Source organism: Pseudomonas sp. GW822-FHT05A08, assembly GCF_058800485.1.
In genome coordinates this window covers 4,141,929-4,157,557 of sequence record NZ_CM179511.1, presented here as the reverse complement: position 1 = coordinate 4,157,557, position 15,629 = coordinate 4,141,929, and the positions used below count along the sequence as shown (strand labels likewise).

Here is a 15,629-nt window from a genome sequence, read left to right as displayed (position 1 = left end):
CAGGGACGACTGGCGATGGTTTTGCAGCCGGTCCCTGGCGCTCTACCTCTAAAGAGTTGTTGTTCATCGGATCCGTGCAACCGCCTCGTGGAGCCAAGGCAAGAGCCTGATAAACAAAGGGTTCAGAGGTTTTTCGGCACTACCTCGTTGGAGGTAGGCGGCGCAAGCATAGGCCCATGAGGCCCCGGGCTTCCTTGACCCGGGTCAAGTTTTTACCGGGTTCGCCTCTCTAGTCTGCGGCCATGAATGACTGACTGGAGAGCGAGATGACCCAACTGCGTGTACGACAAGGCCTGGTGCTGGGCATGAGTACGCTGGCCTTCACCGTGTGCTTCATGGTCTGGATGATGTTCGCGGTGCTCGGTGTGCCGATCAAGGCGCTGCTTGCGCTCAACGAAACCCAGTTCGGCCTGCTGGCCGCCACTCCGGTGCTCACCGGTTCGCTGGCACGCCTGCCGCTGGGCCTGCTGACCGATCGCTTTGGCGGGCGCAGCGTGTTCTTCCTGCTGATGCTGTGCTGCGTGTTGCCGCTGTACTTGATCAGCCACGCCACGGCCTACTGGCAGTTCCTGGTCCTGGGCCTGTTCGTCGGCCTGGCCGGCGGTTCGTTTTCGGTGGGCATCGCCTACGTCGCCAAGTGGTTCGACCAGGACAACCAGGGCTTCGCCATGGGCATCTTCGGCGCGGGTAACGCCGGTGCCGCGCTGACCAAGTTTCTCGCTCCGGCGCTGATCGCCGCCGGCAGCTGGCAGCTGGTGCCGAAAGCCTTCAGCGCCATCCTGTTCGTCACCGCGCTGCTGTTCTGGTTTCTCAGCGCCGACAACAAGGCCCATCGCAGCGCCTCTGGCGCTACCCTGCGCGAGCAGTTGGGCGCGTTGAAGGACCCGGCGGTGTGGCGCTACTGCCAGTACTACTCGATCGTCTTCGGCGGCTACGTGGCCCTGGCGCTGTGGATGACCCAGTACTACGTGCAGGAATACGGTTTCAGCCTGCAGAGCGCGGCGCTGCTGGCCGCCTGTTTCTCGCTGCCGGGTGGGGTGCTGCGCGCCGTCGGCGGCTGGATGTCGGACCGCTGGGGCGCCCAGAGCGTGACCTGGTGGGTGCTCTGGGTCAGCTGGATCTGCCTGTTCCTGCTGTCCTACCCGCAGACCCAGCTGCAAGTGCGCACCGTCGACGGCGCCCTGGATTTCCACATCGGCCTGAATCCTGCGTTGTTCACCGTGCTGCTGTTCGTCATGGGCATCGCCTTCGCCTTCGGCAAGGCCTCGGTGTTCAAGTACATCGCCAACGACTACCCGCAGAACATGGGCGCGGTGTCCGGCATCGTCGGCTTGGCCGGCGGCCTGGGCGGCTTCGTCCTGCCAATCCTGTTCGGCGCCCTGGTGGACCTCACCGGCGTGCGCTCTTCCTGCTTCATGTTGATGTACGGCGTGGTCTGGGTGTCGCTCACCTGGATGTACTTCAGCGAAATCCGCAAGCGCCCGCTGCTGGGCAAACAGCCGCCGGCCACCTCGTCCCCGTTTTCCAGCATTGCCCAAGGAGAAGAACATGTCGGTTCTTGATAAGCCCGATTCAGGCCCGTTGATTCATGACTGGCGCCCGGAAGACCCCGCTTTCTGGGGGCGCAGCGGCAAGCAGACGGCGACCCGCAACCTGTGGATCTCGATTCCCGCGTTGCTCTTGGCCTTTGCCGTGTGGATGGTCTGGAGCACGGTGATCGTGCGCCTGAACGCCATCGGCTTCAGCTTCAGCACCGACCAGCTGTTCTGGCTGGCGGCGTTGCCGGGGCTGTCCGGCGCCACTTTGCGGGTGTTCTATTCGTTCATGGTGCCGATCTTCGGCGGCCGCCGCTGGACCGCCCTGAGCACCGCCTCGTTGCTGCTGCCGTCGCTGTGGATGGGCTTTGCCGTACAGGACCCGAACACCCCCTACAGCGTGTTCGTGCTGATCGCGCTGCTTTGTGGTTTCGGTGGCGGCAACTTTGCCTCGAGCATGTCCAACATCAGCTTCTTCTACCCCAAGTCGCAGCAGGGCACGGCCCTGGGCCTGAATGCCGGGCTGGGCAACCTCGGGGTGTCGGTGATGCAGTTCTGCGTGCCGCTGGTGATCACCTTCGGCCTGTTCGGCTGGCTTGGCGGGCAACCCCAGGTGCTGGCCGACGGCAGCCAGCTGTGGCTGCAGAACGCCGGGTTTGTCTGGGTGCCGTTCATTATCGCGGTGACCCTGCTGGCCTGGTTCGGCATGAATGACCTGTCCAGCGCCAAGGCTTCGTTCAGCGAGCAGGCGGTGATCTTCAAGCGCAAGCACAACTGGCTGATGTGCTGGCTGTACCTGGCGACCTTCGGCTCGTTCATCGGTTTCTCGGCGGCTTTTCCAATGCTGATCAAGACCGCGTTCCCGGACGTGGTGGCGCTGAAGTTCGCCTTCCTCGGCCCGCTGGTGGGCGCCCTGGTGCGGCCGCTGGGCGGCTGGCTGGCGGACAAGCTCGGCGGTGCCCGGGTGACCTTGTGGAACTTCGTGGCGATGATCGTGATGGTCTTCGGGGTCTTGCACTTTCTTCCGCATAACGGCGCCGGCGGCAACTTCTACGGCTTCCTCGGCCTGTTCATGCTGCTGTTCATCACCACCGGCATCGGCAACGGCTCCACCTTCCGCATGATCCCGGTGATCTTCCGCACCCTGCATGAAAAAGCCGCCGCCGGGCAAAGCGCCGCGGTGCGCGAGCAGGCGCAAAAGAACGCCGGCAAGGAGTCGGCCGCGGTGCTCGGCTTCAGCTCGGCCATGGGCGCCTTCGGCGCGTTCTTCATCCCCAAATCCTTCGGCACTTCCATGGCCCAGACCGGCGGCCCGGAGATGGCCTTCTACATGTTCGTCGGCTTTTACCTGAGCTGCATCGTGGTGACCTGGTGGTGGTACGCGCGCAAAGGCGCGGCGACTCCCTGCTGACACGACCCGAATCCAAACCTTGCCCGGTCGGGGCATAGAACCCCGCGGCAAGCCTGAGAGGAAAGCACCATGAGTCATTTGTTGGATCAACTGCGGTTTTTCAACCGCAAGCAAAGCGAGTTCGCCGAGGGCCACGGGGAAACCCGCAAGGAGTCCCGCGACTGGGAAAACGTCTACCGCTCGCGCTGGCAGTACGACAAGATCGTGCGCTCCACCCACGGGGTCAACTGCACCGGTTCCTGCTCGTGGAAGATCTATGTGAAGAACGGCCTGATCACCTGGGAAACCCAGCAGACCGACTACCCGCGCACCCGCAACGACCTGCCCAACCACGAGCCGCGCGGCTGCCCGCGGGGCGCCAGCTACAGCTGGTACATCTACAGCGCCAACCGCCTGAAGTACCCGAAGATCCGCAAGCCGCTGCTCAAGCTGTGGCGCCAGGCGCGGCAGACTATGGCGCCGGTGGAGGCCTGGGCGAGCATCGTCGAGGACCCGGCCAAGGCCGAGTCGTACAAGAGCAAGCGCGGCATGGGCGGCTTCATCCGTTCCAGCTGGGATGAGGTCAACGAGATCATCGCCGCGGCCAACGTTTACACCATCAAGCAGTACGGCCCCGACCGGGTCGTCGGCTTCTCGCCGATCCCGGCCATGTCGATGGTCAGCTACGCTGCCGGCGCCCGTTACCTGTCGCTGATCGGCGGTGCCTGCCTGAGCTTCTACGACTGGTACTGCGACCTGCCACCGGCCTCGCCGATGGTCTGGGGCGAGCAGACCGACGTGCCGGAATCGGCCGACTGGTACAACTCCAACTACATCATCGCCTGGGGTTCCAACGTTCCGCAGACCCGCACCCCGGACGCACACTTCTTCACCGAGGTGCGCTACAAGGGCACCAAGACCGTGGCCATCACCCCGGACTATTCGGAAGTGGCCAAGCTCACCGACCTTTGGCTCAACCCCAAGCAGGGCACCGACGCGGCGCTGGCCCAGGCCTTCAACCATGTGATCTTCAAGGAGTTCCACCTCGACCGCCCGAGCGCCTATTTCACCGACTACGCCAAGCGCTACACCGACCTGCCGGTGCTGGTGCTGCTCAAGCCGATGCTCGGCACCGCGCCGGGGGCCGGCTACCAGCCGGACCGCTTCCTGCGCGCCTCGGACCTGGCCGGCAACCTCGGCCAGGACAACAACCCGCAATGGAAGACCATCGCCATCGACGCCAGCGGCGAGCTGGTGTCGCCTCAGGGCTCCATCGGCTACCGCTGGGGCGAGCAGGGCAAGTGGAACATCCTCGCCCGGGAAGGCGGCGCGGGGCGTGAGATCGACCTGAGCCTGAGCCTGATCGGTGGCGATGTCGCCGAAGTGGCCTTCCCGTATTTCGCCGGGGAAATCCAGGAGCACTTCCAGCATGTGGCCGGCGACGCCGTGCAATACCGCCGCGTGCCGGTGCGCAGCCTGACCCTGGCCGACGGCAGCCAGGTCAAGGTGGCCACGGTGTTCGACCTGTCGGCGGCCAACCTGGCCATCGACCGTGGCCTGGGCGGCGCCAATGTGGCCAAGGACTACGACGACGCCAGCGTGCCCGGCACTCCGGCCTGGCAGGAGCAGATCACTGGCGTCAGCCGCGAGAAGGCGATCCAGATCGCCCGCGAGTTCGCCGACAATGCTGACAAGACCCGTGGCCGCTCGATGATCATTGTCGGTGCGGCGATGAACCACTGGTACCACATGGACATGAACTACCGCGGGCTGATCAACATGCTCATGCTCTGCGGTTGCGTCGGCCAGACCGGCGGCGGCTGGGCCCACTATGTCGGCCAGGAAAAACTCCGCCCGCAATGCGGCTGGCTGCCCCTGGCGTTCGGCCTGGACTGGAGCCGGCCGCCACGGCAGATGAACGGCACCAGCTTCTTCTACGCCCACAGCTCGCAATGGCGCCACGAGAAGATGAGCATGCACGACGTGCTCTCGCCGTTGGCCGACAAGAGCCAGTTCCCCGAACACGCCCTGGACTACAACATCCGCGCCGAACGCGCCGGCTGGCTGCCCAGCGCGCCGCAGCTCAACAGTAACCCGCTGCACATCTGCCGGGACGCCGCAGCACTCGGCATGACGCCCAAGGACTATGTGGTCAAGTCGTTGCATGAGGGTTCGCTGCGTTTCGCCTGCGAACAGCCGGACAGCCCGCAGAACTTCCCGCGCAACATGTTCATCTGGCGTTCCAACCTCCTGGGCTCCTCGGGAAAGGGCCACGAGTACATGCTCAAGTACCTGCTCGGCACCCGTAACGGGGTGATGAACGAGGACATCGGCCAGGTCGGCGACTGCAAGCCGCAGGAAGCCGAATGGGTGGACCAGGGCGCGATCGGCAAGCTCGACCTGGTCACCACCCTGGACTTCCGCATGTCCTCGACCTGCGTGTATTCCGACATCGTCCTGCCGACCGCGACCTGGTACGAGAAGGACGACATGAACACCTCGGACATGCATCCCTTCATCCACCCGCTGTCGGCGGCCATCGACCCGGCCTGGGAATCGCGTTCCGACTGGGAGATCTACAAGGGCATCGCCAAGGCGTTCTCCAGCATGGCGGTGGGGCACCTGGGCGTGGAGCAGGACCTGGTCACCGTGCCGCTGATGCATGACAGCGTCGGCGAGCTGGCCCAGCCGTTCGGCGGCACCGACTGGAAAACCGCGGGCGTGGCCCCGCAGCCGGGCAAGAACGCGCCGAACCTGCAAGTGGTGGAGCGCGACTACCCGAACATCTACAAGCAGTTCACCTCCCTCGGGCCGCTGCTGGAAAAACTCGGCAACGGCGGCAAGGGCATCAACTGGAACACCGAGGAGGAGGTGAGATTCCTTGGCGAGCTGAATTACCGCGAGGGCGCGGCGGGCATCAGCCAGGGCCGGCCGAAGATCGACACGGCGATCGACGCCGCCGAGGTGATCCTGTCCCTGGCCCCGGAAACCAACGGCCATGTGGCGGTCAAGGCCTGGGCCGCGCTGTCCGAGTTCACCGGCATCGACCACAGCCACCTGGCGCTGTCCAAGGCCCACGAGGCGATCCGCTTCCGCGATATCCAGGCGCAGCCGCGCAAGATCATTTCCAGCCCCACCTGGTCGGGCCTGGAGGACGATCACGTCAGCTACAACGCCGGCTACACCAACGTCCACGAGAACATCCCGTGGCGCACCATCACCGGCCGCCAGCAGTTCTACCAGGACCACCCGTGGATGCAGGCGTTCGGCGAACAACTGATGAGCTACCGGCCGCCGGTCAACACCCGGACCATCGAGGCGGTGAAGGGCAAGCGCACCAATGGCCACCCGGAAATCGTCCTCAACTGGATCACCCCGCACCAGAAATGGGGCATCCACAGCACCTACAGCGACAACCTGCTGATGCTCACCCTGAGCCGTGGCGGGCCGATTGTCTGGCTCTCGGAAATCGATGCGAAGCGCGCCGGCATCGAGGACAACGACTGGATCGAATGCTTCAACGCCAACGGCGCGGCGACCGCCCGGGCGGTGGTCAGCCAGCGGGTCAAGGAGGGCATGGTGATGATGTACCACGCCCAGGAACGGATCGTGAACGTTCCCGGCTCCGAGACCACCAAGACCCGCGGCGGCCACCACAACTCGGTCACCCGGGTGGTGCTCAAGCCGACCCACATGATCGGCGGCTATGCCCAGCAGGCCTACGGTTTCAACTATTACGGCACGGTCGGTTGCAACCGCGACGAGTTCGTCGTGGTGCGCAAGATGGCCCGGGTCGACTGGCTCGATGGCTCGGACGGCGATGAGCTGCCACGCCCCCTGCCGACCGAGATGGATTGAGGAGTTGTCATGAAGATTCGTTCACAAATCGGCATGGTCCTGAACCTGGACAAATGCATCGGCTGCCATACCTGCTCGATCACCTGCAAGAACGTCTGGACCAGCCGCGAAGGCATGGAATACGCCTGGTTCAACAACGTCGAGACCAAGCCCGGGATCGGCTACCCGAAAGAATGGGAAAACCAGGACAAGTGGAAGGGCGGCTGGGTGCGCAACGCCAACGGCTCGATCAACCCGCGTATCGGCGGCAAGTTCCGGGTGCTGGCGAACATCTTCGCCAACCCCGACTTGCCGAGCCTCGACGACTACTACGAGCCGTTCGACTTCGATTACCAGCACCTGCACACCGCGCCCCTGGGCGACCATCAGCCGACCGCGCGGCCGCGTTCGGTGGTGTCCGGCAAGCGCATGGAAAAGATCGAGTGGGGGCCGAACTGGGAGGAGATCCTCGGCAGCGAGTTCGCCAAGCGGCGCAAGGACAAGAACTTCGACCAGATCCAGGCGGACATCTACGGCGAGTACGAAAACACTTTCATGATGTACCTGCCGCGCCTGTGCGAGCACTGCCTGAACCCGGCGTGCGCGGCGTCCTGCCCGAGCGGGGCGATCTACAAGCGCGAGGAGGACGGCATCGTCCTGATCGACCAGGAGAAGTGCCGCGGCTGGCGCATGTGCATCAGTGGCTGCCCGTACAAGAAGATCTATTTCAACTGGAAGAGCGGCAAGTCGGAGAAGTGCATCTTCTGCTACCCACGGATCGAGGCGGGCATGCCCACCGTGTGCGCCGAGACCTGTGTCGGGCGCATCCGCTACCTCGGCGTGCTGCTGTATGACGCCGACCGCATCGCCGAGGTGGCGAGCACCGCCAGCGAGCAGGACCTGTACGAGAAGCAGCTGGAAATCTTCCTCGATCCGCATGACCCGGCAGTGATCCGCCAGGCCCTGGAAGACGGGGTGCCGCAGTCGGTGATCGACGCCGCGCAGCGTTCGCCGGTGTACAAGATGGCGGTGGACTGGAAGCTGGCGCTGCCGCTGCACCCGGAATACCGCACCTTGCCGATGGTCTGGTACGTGCCGCCGCTGTCGCCGATCCAGAACGCCGCGGCCGCCGGCACCGTGGGCATGAACGGAGTGATCCCGGATGTCGACAGCCTGCGCATCCCCCTGCGTTACCTGGCCAACCTACTGACCGCCGGCGACGAAAAACCGGTCAAGCGCGCCCTCAAGCGCCTGCTGGCGATGCGTGCCTACAAGCGCGCCGAGCAGGTCGAAGGCGTGCAGGACCTGCAAGTGCTGGAGGAGGTCGGCCTGAGCGTGAGCCAGGTCGAGGAGATGTACCGCTACCTGGCCATCGCCAACTACGAAGACCGCTACGTGGTGCCCAGCGCGCACCGCGAGGAAGCCATGAGCGATGCCTTCGCCGAGCGTTCCGGTTGCGGCTTCAGTTTCGGCAGTGGCTGCAGCGGCAGCTCCGACACCAACATGTTCGGGGCGAAGAAGGCCAACCGCCGCGACGTCCTGAAAACCGTGCAACTGTGGGAGGAATGAGCATGCGCATCCTGAAAGTGATTTCGCTGCTGCTCGACTACCCGAGCGCAACCCTGGTCGAGGGCCGCGACGAACTGGAGCAGGCGATCATCCAGGCCCGGGAAATCAGCCCGAAGCAGCGCGGCGCGCTGTTCGAGCTGTTGGAACTGCTCTGCAACAACGACCTGATGGATGGCCAGGAGCACTACGGCGCGCTGTTCGGTCGTGGCCGCTCGCTGTCGTTGCTGTTGTTCGAGCATGTGCACGGCGAGTCCCGCGACCGCGGCCAGGCCATGGTCGACATGCTCGCCCAGTATGAAGCCGCGGGCTTTGCCATCGGTATCAAGGAGCTGCCGGACTACATCCCGCTGTACCTGGAGTTCCTTTCCACCCGCGACGATCTCGAGGCCCGCGAGGGCCTGGCCGATGTCGCGCACTTGCTGGCCCTGCTCGCGGCGCGCCTGGAGGAACGCGAGAGCGCCTATGCCAGTTGCTTGCGCGCCTTGCTGCAAATCGCTGGCGCGGAGCCGCACCAGGCGGTGGCCGACCTGCGCGAACAGGTGGCGGCCGAGCCGCGCGACGACTCCCTCGAAGCCCTGGACCGGATCTGGGAAGAGGAGGCGGTGGACTTTCTCAAGGCCGAGCAGCAGGAACGTTGCAGCTCAATGCCAAGCGCGCCGGGCAAGGCCCGGGAGGAAAGCGCGGTACCGCTGCACTGGGTGGATTTTCAGCATCAGGGGCTGGCCGCCGCGCCAGCCGGGGAGGTGGGCAATGTCTAAGTGGAATCTGTTGGTGTTCGGGATCTATCCCTATGTCGCTCTGGCGATCTGCCTGCTGGGCAGTTGGGCACGCTTCGACCTGTCGCAGTACAGCTGGAAGGCCGGCTCCAGCCAGATGCTCGACAAGCGTGGCATGCGCGTGGCCAGCAACCTGTTCCATGTCGGCGTGCTGTTCGTGCTGGCCGGGCACTTCGTCGGCCTGCTGACCCCGGCCTCGGTCTATCACCATGTGATCAGCACCGAGCACAAGCAGTTGCTGGCGATGGTCTCCGGCGGCTTCTTCGGCCTGCTGTGCCTGGTCGGCCTGCTGATGCTGATCAAGCGCCGCCTCACCGACCCGCGGGTACGCGCCGCCTCCAGCCCTTCGGACATCCTGATCCTGCTGGTGCTGCTGGCGCAGTTGCTGCTCGGCCTTTTGACCATAGTCGCCTCCACCGCCCATATGGACGGTTCGGTGATGGTGATGCTTGCCGATTGGGCGCAGAGCATCGTGCTATTGCGGCCCATGGACGCGGCGGCGGCCATCGCGCCGGTCGGCCTGACCTACAAGCTGCACGTGTTCCTCGGCCTGACCCTGTTCGTGCTGTTCCCCTTTACCCGCCTGGTGCACATGGTCAGCGCGCCGGTCTGGTACCTGGGGCGGCGTTATCAAATCGTTCGGCAGAAAATCTGAGGAGGCAGTCATGTCAGGTGGATGTGGATGTGGCGGCGGTAACGGCGGCAGCGGCGGTTGCGGGTCTTCGGCCCGCGAGGAAACGCTGGTGCCAGAGAGCGAAGTGGAGGTGGGCGTGCAGGCTTTCACGCCGCCGGGGCATGAGCCCGTGGCCGCGGACGAGGCGCCTGTGCAACTGATCGCCAGCAGTGAGCAGGAGTGGCCGATCATCAGTGTCAACCAGGTGTCGATCACCCCGCAGGCGCTGGCCCAGGAGCTGCAATACCACCCGGCGGCCAGCCGCGAGGAGGCGGTGTACCTGGCGGCCAGGGCCCTGGTGATCCGCGAGCTGTTGCAGCAGCGCATCGCCGAACTCGGCCTGACGTTGCAGATTGGCGCCGGCGAGAACGAGGAGGAGGCCGCCACCCGCCTGCTGCTCGAACGCGAGGTGCAGGTGCCGGAGTGCGACGAGGCGGCGTGCTGGCGTTACTACGACAACAACCGCGGGCGTTTTCACAGCGCGCCGTTGCTGGCGGTGCGGCACATCCTGCTCGAATGCGCGCCGGACGATGCCGGGGCGCGCAGCACGGCCCAGGTCCAGGCGGAGATTTTGCTGCAACGCCTGGACGAGCAGCCCGACAGTTTCGCTGCACTGGCGCTGAAGTATTCGGCCTGCCCGTCGAAGGCCCAGGGCGGTTCCCTGGGGCAGATCAGCAAGGGCCAGACCGTGCCGGAACTGGAGCGCCAGCTGTTCAGCCTGCCGACGGGACTGGCGGCCAAGCCGCTGGAAAGCCGTTATGGCTGGCATGTGGTCTGCGTTGATCAGCGGGTCGAGGGCCAGGCCTTGCCCTATGAGGCAGTGGCTTTGGTGATCCGCAACCAGCTGCAACAGGGCGTCTGGCAAAAGGCCGTGGTGCAGTACCTGCAGACCCTGGTCGGGGCCGCGGACATCCGTGGCATTCATCTGCAAGGCGCCGACTCGCCGCTGGTGCAGTAAGGGGAAGGCCATGAGCAATGTGATGCAGGACGGCTTCGGGCGGCAGATCGACTATCTGCGGATGTCGGTGACCGACCGTTGCGATTTTCGCTGCGTGTATTGCATGGCGAAGAACATGACCTTCCTGCCGCGCCAGCAGGTGCTGACCCTGGAGGAGTTGCAGCGGCTGGCGGCGCTGTTCGTCGGCCAGGGCGTGGGCAAGATCCGCCTCACCGGCGGCGAGCCGCTGATTCGCCCGGGCATCGTTGGCCTGTGCCGCGACATCGCCGCCTTGCCGGGCCTGCGCGAACTGGTGATGACCAGCAACGGCTCGCAGCTGGAGCGCCTGGCTCGGCCGCTGGCGGAAGCCGGGGTCAAGCGGATGAACATCAGCCTCGATAGCCTGGACGGGCAGAAGTTTCGCGCCATCACCCGCAACGGCGATCTCGACCAGGTGCTGCGCGGTATCGAGGTGGCGCGCGGGGCGGGGTTCGAGCGGGTCAAGCTCAACTGCGTGGTGATGAAGGGGCGCAACTTCGAGGAAGTGCCGCAATTGGTGCGGTACGCCATCGAGCAGGGCATCGATATCAGCTTTATCGAGGAAATGCCCCTGGGCGACGTCGGCCGTTCCCGGGGCGAATCCTTCTGTTCCAGCGACGAGGTACGGGCGCTGATCGCCAGCCGCCATGCCTTGCTCGACAGCGCCGAGAACAGCGGCGGGCCGGCGCGTTACGTGCGCCTGGAGCGCCATCCGCAGACGCGCATCGGTTTTATCTCGCCCAACAGCCACAACTTCTGTGGCAGCTGCAACCGGGTACGCATGACCGTCGAAGGCAAGCTGTTGCTGTGCCTGGGGCAGGACGATGCCCTGGACCTGCGCGGCCTGCTGCGGCGTTATCCGCTGGACGACCAGCCGCTGATCGATGCCTTGCAGCAGGCTTTGCGGCGCAAGCCGTTGCGGCATGATTTCAACCCGCAGGGCACGGTGCAGGTGGTGCGGTTTATGAATATGAGTGGGGGGTGAAACTTGTGTGTATATCCATTGCTGCGGTAACGGCGGCTTAGGGTTCCGCCCTTACGGCGGCTTACTTTTGAAGAGCACAAAAGTAAGCAAAACGCTTTGCCCCACCACTCGGCACCTCGCTGAGGCTCGGTGTGCCCGAACGCAGGCATTACGGAGCGGGCCGCCGCCACGGGCCATCCATGGCCCGGGGCGGCTAAACCGGCATCCCTGCCGGTTTACCCGCTCCGTAATACCTCCGTTCGGCCAGCGTGGTTAACGGGGCGTTGGAGATCAAGATCAAGATCAAGATCAAAAGCCAGAGCCAGAGCCAGAGCCAAAACAAAGCCTTCGCCGGGCGAAGCTTGCTGTTTTTGCCACGCTACGGCTCTTCTGCCGGACATGCTTTGTGTAGCCGCTGCCGAGCGCAGCGAGGCTGCGATCGGCCCGCAGGGCCGCTAAACCTGACACCTCGCAGGATCTGGGGAAATGCGATGCCCGCCTGGCGAGTCCTTCGGCCTCGATCGCAGCCTCGCTGCGCTCGGCAGCGGCTACAGGGAATGCGTTCTCAGGCCGGCCGGTAGGCCGCCGTCCTGCTTTTGATCTGAGCACCCCGTTAACCGCGCTGGCCGAACGCAGGTATTGCTCCGGGGGCACGCCGCCACAGGCCATCGCCACGCTACGGTTCTTCTGCCGGACACGCTTTGTGTAGCCGCTGCCGAGCGCAGCGAGGCTGCGATCGGCCCGCAGGGCCGCTAAACCTGACGCCTCGCAGAATCTGGGGAAACGCGGTGCCCGCCTGGCGAGTCCTTCGGCCTCGATCGCAGCCTCGCTACGCTCGGCAGCGGCTACAGAGCCCACGTTCTCAGCCAGGCCGGCCGGCAGGCCGCCGTCTTGCTTTTGATCTGAGCGCCCCGTTAACCGCGCTGGCCGAACACAGGCATTGCTCCGGGGGCACGCCGCCACAGGCCATCGCCACGCTACGGCTCTTCTGCCAGACACGCTTTGTGTAGCCGCTGCCGAGCGTAGCGAGGCTGCGATCGGCCCGCAGGGCCGCTAAACCTGACGCCTCGCAGGATCTGGGGATATGCGATGCCCGCCTGGCGAGTCCTTCGGCCTCGATCGCAGCCTTGCTGCGCTCGGCAGCGGCGACAGGGAATGCGTTCTCAGCCAGGCCGGCCGGTAGGCCGCCGTCTTGCTTTTGATCTGAGCGCCCCGTTAACCGCGCTGGCCGAACACAGGCATTGCTCCGGGGGCACGCCGCCACAGGCCATCGCCACGCTACAGCTCTTCTGCCGGACATGCTTTGTGTAGCCGCTGCCGAGCGCAGCGAGGCTGCGATCGGCCCGCAGGGCCGCTAAACCTGACACCTCGCAGGATCTGGGGAAATGCGGTGCCCGCCTGACTAGTCCTTCGGCCTCGATCGCAGCCTCGCTGCGCTCGGCAGCGGCTACAGGGCCCACGTTCTCAGCCAGGCCGGCCGGCAGGCCGCCGTCTTGCTTTTGATCTGAACGCCCCGTTAACCACGATGGCCGAACGCAGGCATTGAGCCGTGGGTAACCCGGCAGGGATGCCGGGTTAGCCGCCCCGGGCCATGGATGGCCTGTGGCGGCGGCCCACGGATCAATGCCGGAGTGAGGGCATGCCGAGCCTAGGCGAGGCACCGAGTGGTGGGGCAAAGCGTTTTGGTTACTTTGGCGCTTTTCCAAAGTGACCCGCCGTAAGGGCGGAACCCTAAGTCGCCGTTACCCAAAAAACGGATATGTACACAAACCAAAAAATACTTGATCACGATCAATGGCAACCCAACCGCCACTCCGTAATCTCACTGCATCTTGTGTTTTAAGAATTAAAAACATCTATATGTAGTATCTGGAGGTCAAATGCACAGCACGCTGATCAGGGTGGGCAACAACCGCCTGCACAAACGCGATGGCAGCCGGGTTGCCTTCGATGCGGACAAGATCCGCCAGGCGTTGATCGCCGCCGGCAAGGCCAGCGGCGAGTACGCCGAAGTCGAGGCCGAGGGCTTGCTCAAGGCGGTGCTGGCCCATCTTGAGGGACATGCGCGGCTGCATGTGGAGCAGATCCAGGACCGGGTCGAGCGGGTGCTGATGGACGCCGGATTCTTCCTCGCCATGCGCGCCTACATCGTCTACCGCGAACAGCACGGGCGCCTGCGCCGCGACCGCAAGACCCTGGTCGAGGTGGCGGCCTCGATGAACGAGTACCTCGACCGCGAGGACTGGCGGGTGCAGGCCAACGCCAACCAGGGGTATTCCCTGGGCGGGCTGGTGCTCAACGTGTCCGGCAAGGTCACCGCCAACTACTGGCTGGACGAGGTCTACAGTGAAGCCATCGGCCGCGCCCACCGCGAGGCCGACCTGCATATCCACGACCTCGACATGCTCGCCGGCTACTGTGCCGGCTGGTCCCTGCGCACGCTGTTGCATGAAGGCCTCAATGGCGTGCCGGGGCGGGTCGAGGCCGGGCCGCCCAAGCACCTGAGCAGCGCCCTGGGGCAGATGGTGAATTTCCTCGGCACCCTGCAGAACGAATGGGCCGGGGCCCAGGCCTTCAGTTCCTTCGACACTTATCTGGCGCCCTATGTGCGCAAGGACCGCCTGAGCTACCCGCAGGTGCGCCAGGCGATCCAGGAGTTCATCTACAACCTCAACGTGCCGTCGCGCTGGGGTACCCAGACGCCCTTTACCAACCTGACCTTCGACTGGGTCTGCCCGGAGGATCTGCGCGAGCAGGTCCCGGTGATCGGCGGCGAGGAAATGCCCTTCGCCTATGGCGAGCTGCAAGCGGAAATGGACCTGCTCAACCGCGCCTATATCGAAGTGATGCAGGCCGGCGACGCCAAGGGCCGGGTGTTCACCTTTCCGATCCCGACCTACAACATCACCCATGATTTTCCCTGGGACAGCGAGAACGCCGACCGCCTGTTCGAGATGACCGCCCGCTATGGGCTGCCGTACTTCCAGAACTTCCTCAATTCGGACATGCAGCCCAACCAGGTGCGTTCCATGTGCTGCCGCCTGCAACTGGACGTGCGCGAGCTGCTCAAGCGCGGCGGCGGCCTGTTCGGCTCGGCGGAGCAGACCGGCTCGCTCGGCGTGGTGACGCTCAACTGCGCGCGCCTGGGCCATGTGTTCAAGGGCAATACCAGCGGCCTGCTGCAACGCCTGGACGCGCTGATGGAACTGGCGATGGAGAGCCTGGAGGTCAAGCGCAAGGTGATCCAGCACCACATGGACGCCGGCCTGTACCCCTACACCCAGTGTTACCTGGGCACGCTGCGCAATCACTTCTCGACCATCGGCCTCAATGGCCTGCACGAAATGCTGCGCAACTTCAGCGGCGACGAGCAGGGCATGCACACCGAACAGGGGCGCCAGTTCGCCCTCAGGCTGCTGGACCATGTGCGCGCGACCCTGGTGCGCTTCCAGGAGGAAACCGGCCATCTCTACAACCTCGAGGCGACCCCGGCCGAAGGCACCACCTACCGTTTCGCCAAGGAAGACCTCAAGCGTTACCCCGGCATTCTCCAGGCCGGCAGCCGCGAGGCGCCGTACTACACCAACTCCTCGCAGTTGCCGGTGGGGCATACCGACGATCCGTTCGAGGCCCTGGAGCTGCAGGACGAACTGCAATGCAAATACACCGGCGGCACCGTGCTGCACCTGTACATGGCCGAGCGGATTTCCTCGACCGCGGCCTGCAAGCAGCTGGTGCGCAAGGCCCTGGGGCGCTTCCGCCTGCCGTACCTGACGGTGACCCCGACCTTTTCCATCTGCCCGGTGCACGGCTACCTCGACGGCGAGCACGAGTTCTGCCCCAAGTGCGACGAAGCCCTGCTGCAGGCCCAGGCCACGGGCATGGCCACCGCGCACTGACCTGTCTTCC

General features: G+C 64.9%; 9 protein-coding genes. All 9 read left to right on the top strand.

The annotated features are described in order from the left end of the window. The first annotated feature begins 266 nt into the window (after positions 1 to 266). The 9 genes from AC3RCP_RS18765 to AC3RCP_RS18725 all read left to right on the top strand — a co-directional run bounded on the left by AC3RCP_RS18765 (position 267) and on the right by AC3RCP_RS18725 (position 15,619). The gene (locus AC3RCP_RS18765) at positions 267 to 1,562 is read left to right on the top strand and encodes an MFS transporter (RefSeq protein ID WP_492571152.1); all 1,296 of its coding nucleotides are present in this window, start codon (positions 267 to 269) and stop codon (positions 1,560 to 1,562) included. Continuing rightward, the gene (locus AC3RCP_RS18760) at positions 1,549 to 2,946 is read left to right on the top strand and encodes a NarK family nitrate/nitrite MFS transporter (protein ID WP_101338267.1); all 1,398 of its coding nucleotides are present in this window, start codon (positions 1,549 to 1,551) and stop codon (positions 2,944 to 2,946) included. Before AC3RCP_RS18765 ends, AC3RCP_RS18760 begins: the two co-directional genes overlap by 14 nt. A gap of 69 nt (positions 2,947 to 3,015) precedes the next feature. Then, positions 3,016 to 6,783: a nitrate reductase subunit alpha gene (locus tag AC3RCP_RS18755; RefSeq protein WP_492571153.1), complete on the top strand. Its 3,768-nt coding sequence runs from the start codon at positions 3,016 to 3,018 to the stop codon at positions 6,781 to 6,783. A gap of 9 nt (positions 6,784 to 6,792) precedes the next feature. Further along, positions 6,793 to 8,331 (top strand): nitrate reductase subunit beta, encoded by a 1,539-nt coding sequence (gene narH, locus AC3RCP_RS18750; protein ID WP_053279553.1) that lies wholly within the window; start codon positions 6,793 to 6,795, stop codon positions 8,329 to 8,331. Between the two features lie 2 nt (positions 8,332 to 8,333). Continuing rightward, positions 8,334 to 9,089: a nitrate reductase molybdenum cofactor assembly chaperone gene (narJ, locus tag AC3RCP_RS18745; RefSeq protein ID WP_053261547.1), complete on the top strand. Its 756-nt coding sequence runs from the start codon at positions 8,334 to 8,336 to the stop codon at positions 9,087 to 9,089. After that, positions 9,082 to 9,762: a respiratory nitrate reductase subunit gamma gene (narI, locus tag AC3RCP_RS18740; RefSeq protein ID WP_492571154.1), complete on the top strand. Its 681-nt coding sequence runs from the start codon at positions 9,082 to 9,084 to the stop codon at positions 9,760 to 9,762. The genes narJ and narI overlap by 8 nt, the downstream gene beginning before the upstream one ends. 10 nt (positions 9,763 to 9,772) lie before the next feature. After that, on the top strand, positions 9,773 to 10,738 hold the full coding sequence (locus AC3RCP_RS18735; RefSeq protein WP_492571155.1) for a peptidylprolyl isomerase: 966 nt from the start codon (positions 9,773 to 9,775) through the stop codon (positions 10,736 to 10,738). Positions 10,739 to 10,748: 10 nt separating this feature from the next. After that, a complete protein-coding gene (moaA, locus tag AC3RCP_RS18730; protein WP_492571156.1) occupies positions 10,749 to 11,741 on the top strand; it encodes a GTP 3',8-cyclase MoaA in 993 nt (330 codons plus the stop codon). A gap of 1,859 nt (positions 11,742 to 13,600) precedes the next feature. Then, positions 13,601 to 15,619, top strand: a complete 2,019-nt coding sequence (locus tag AC3RCP_RS18725) for a ribonucleoside triphosphate reductase (protein WP_492571157.1) — start codon at positions 13,601 to 13,603, stop codon at positions 15,617 to 15,619. Positions 15,620 to 15,629: the final 10 nt, after the last annotated feature.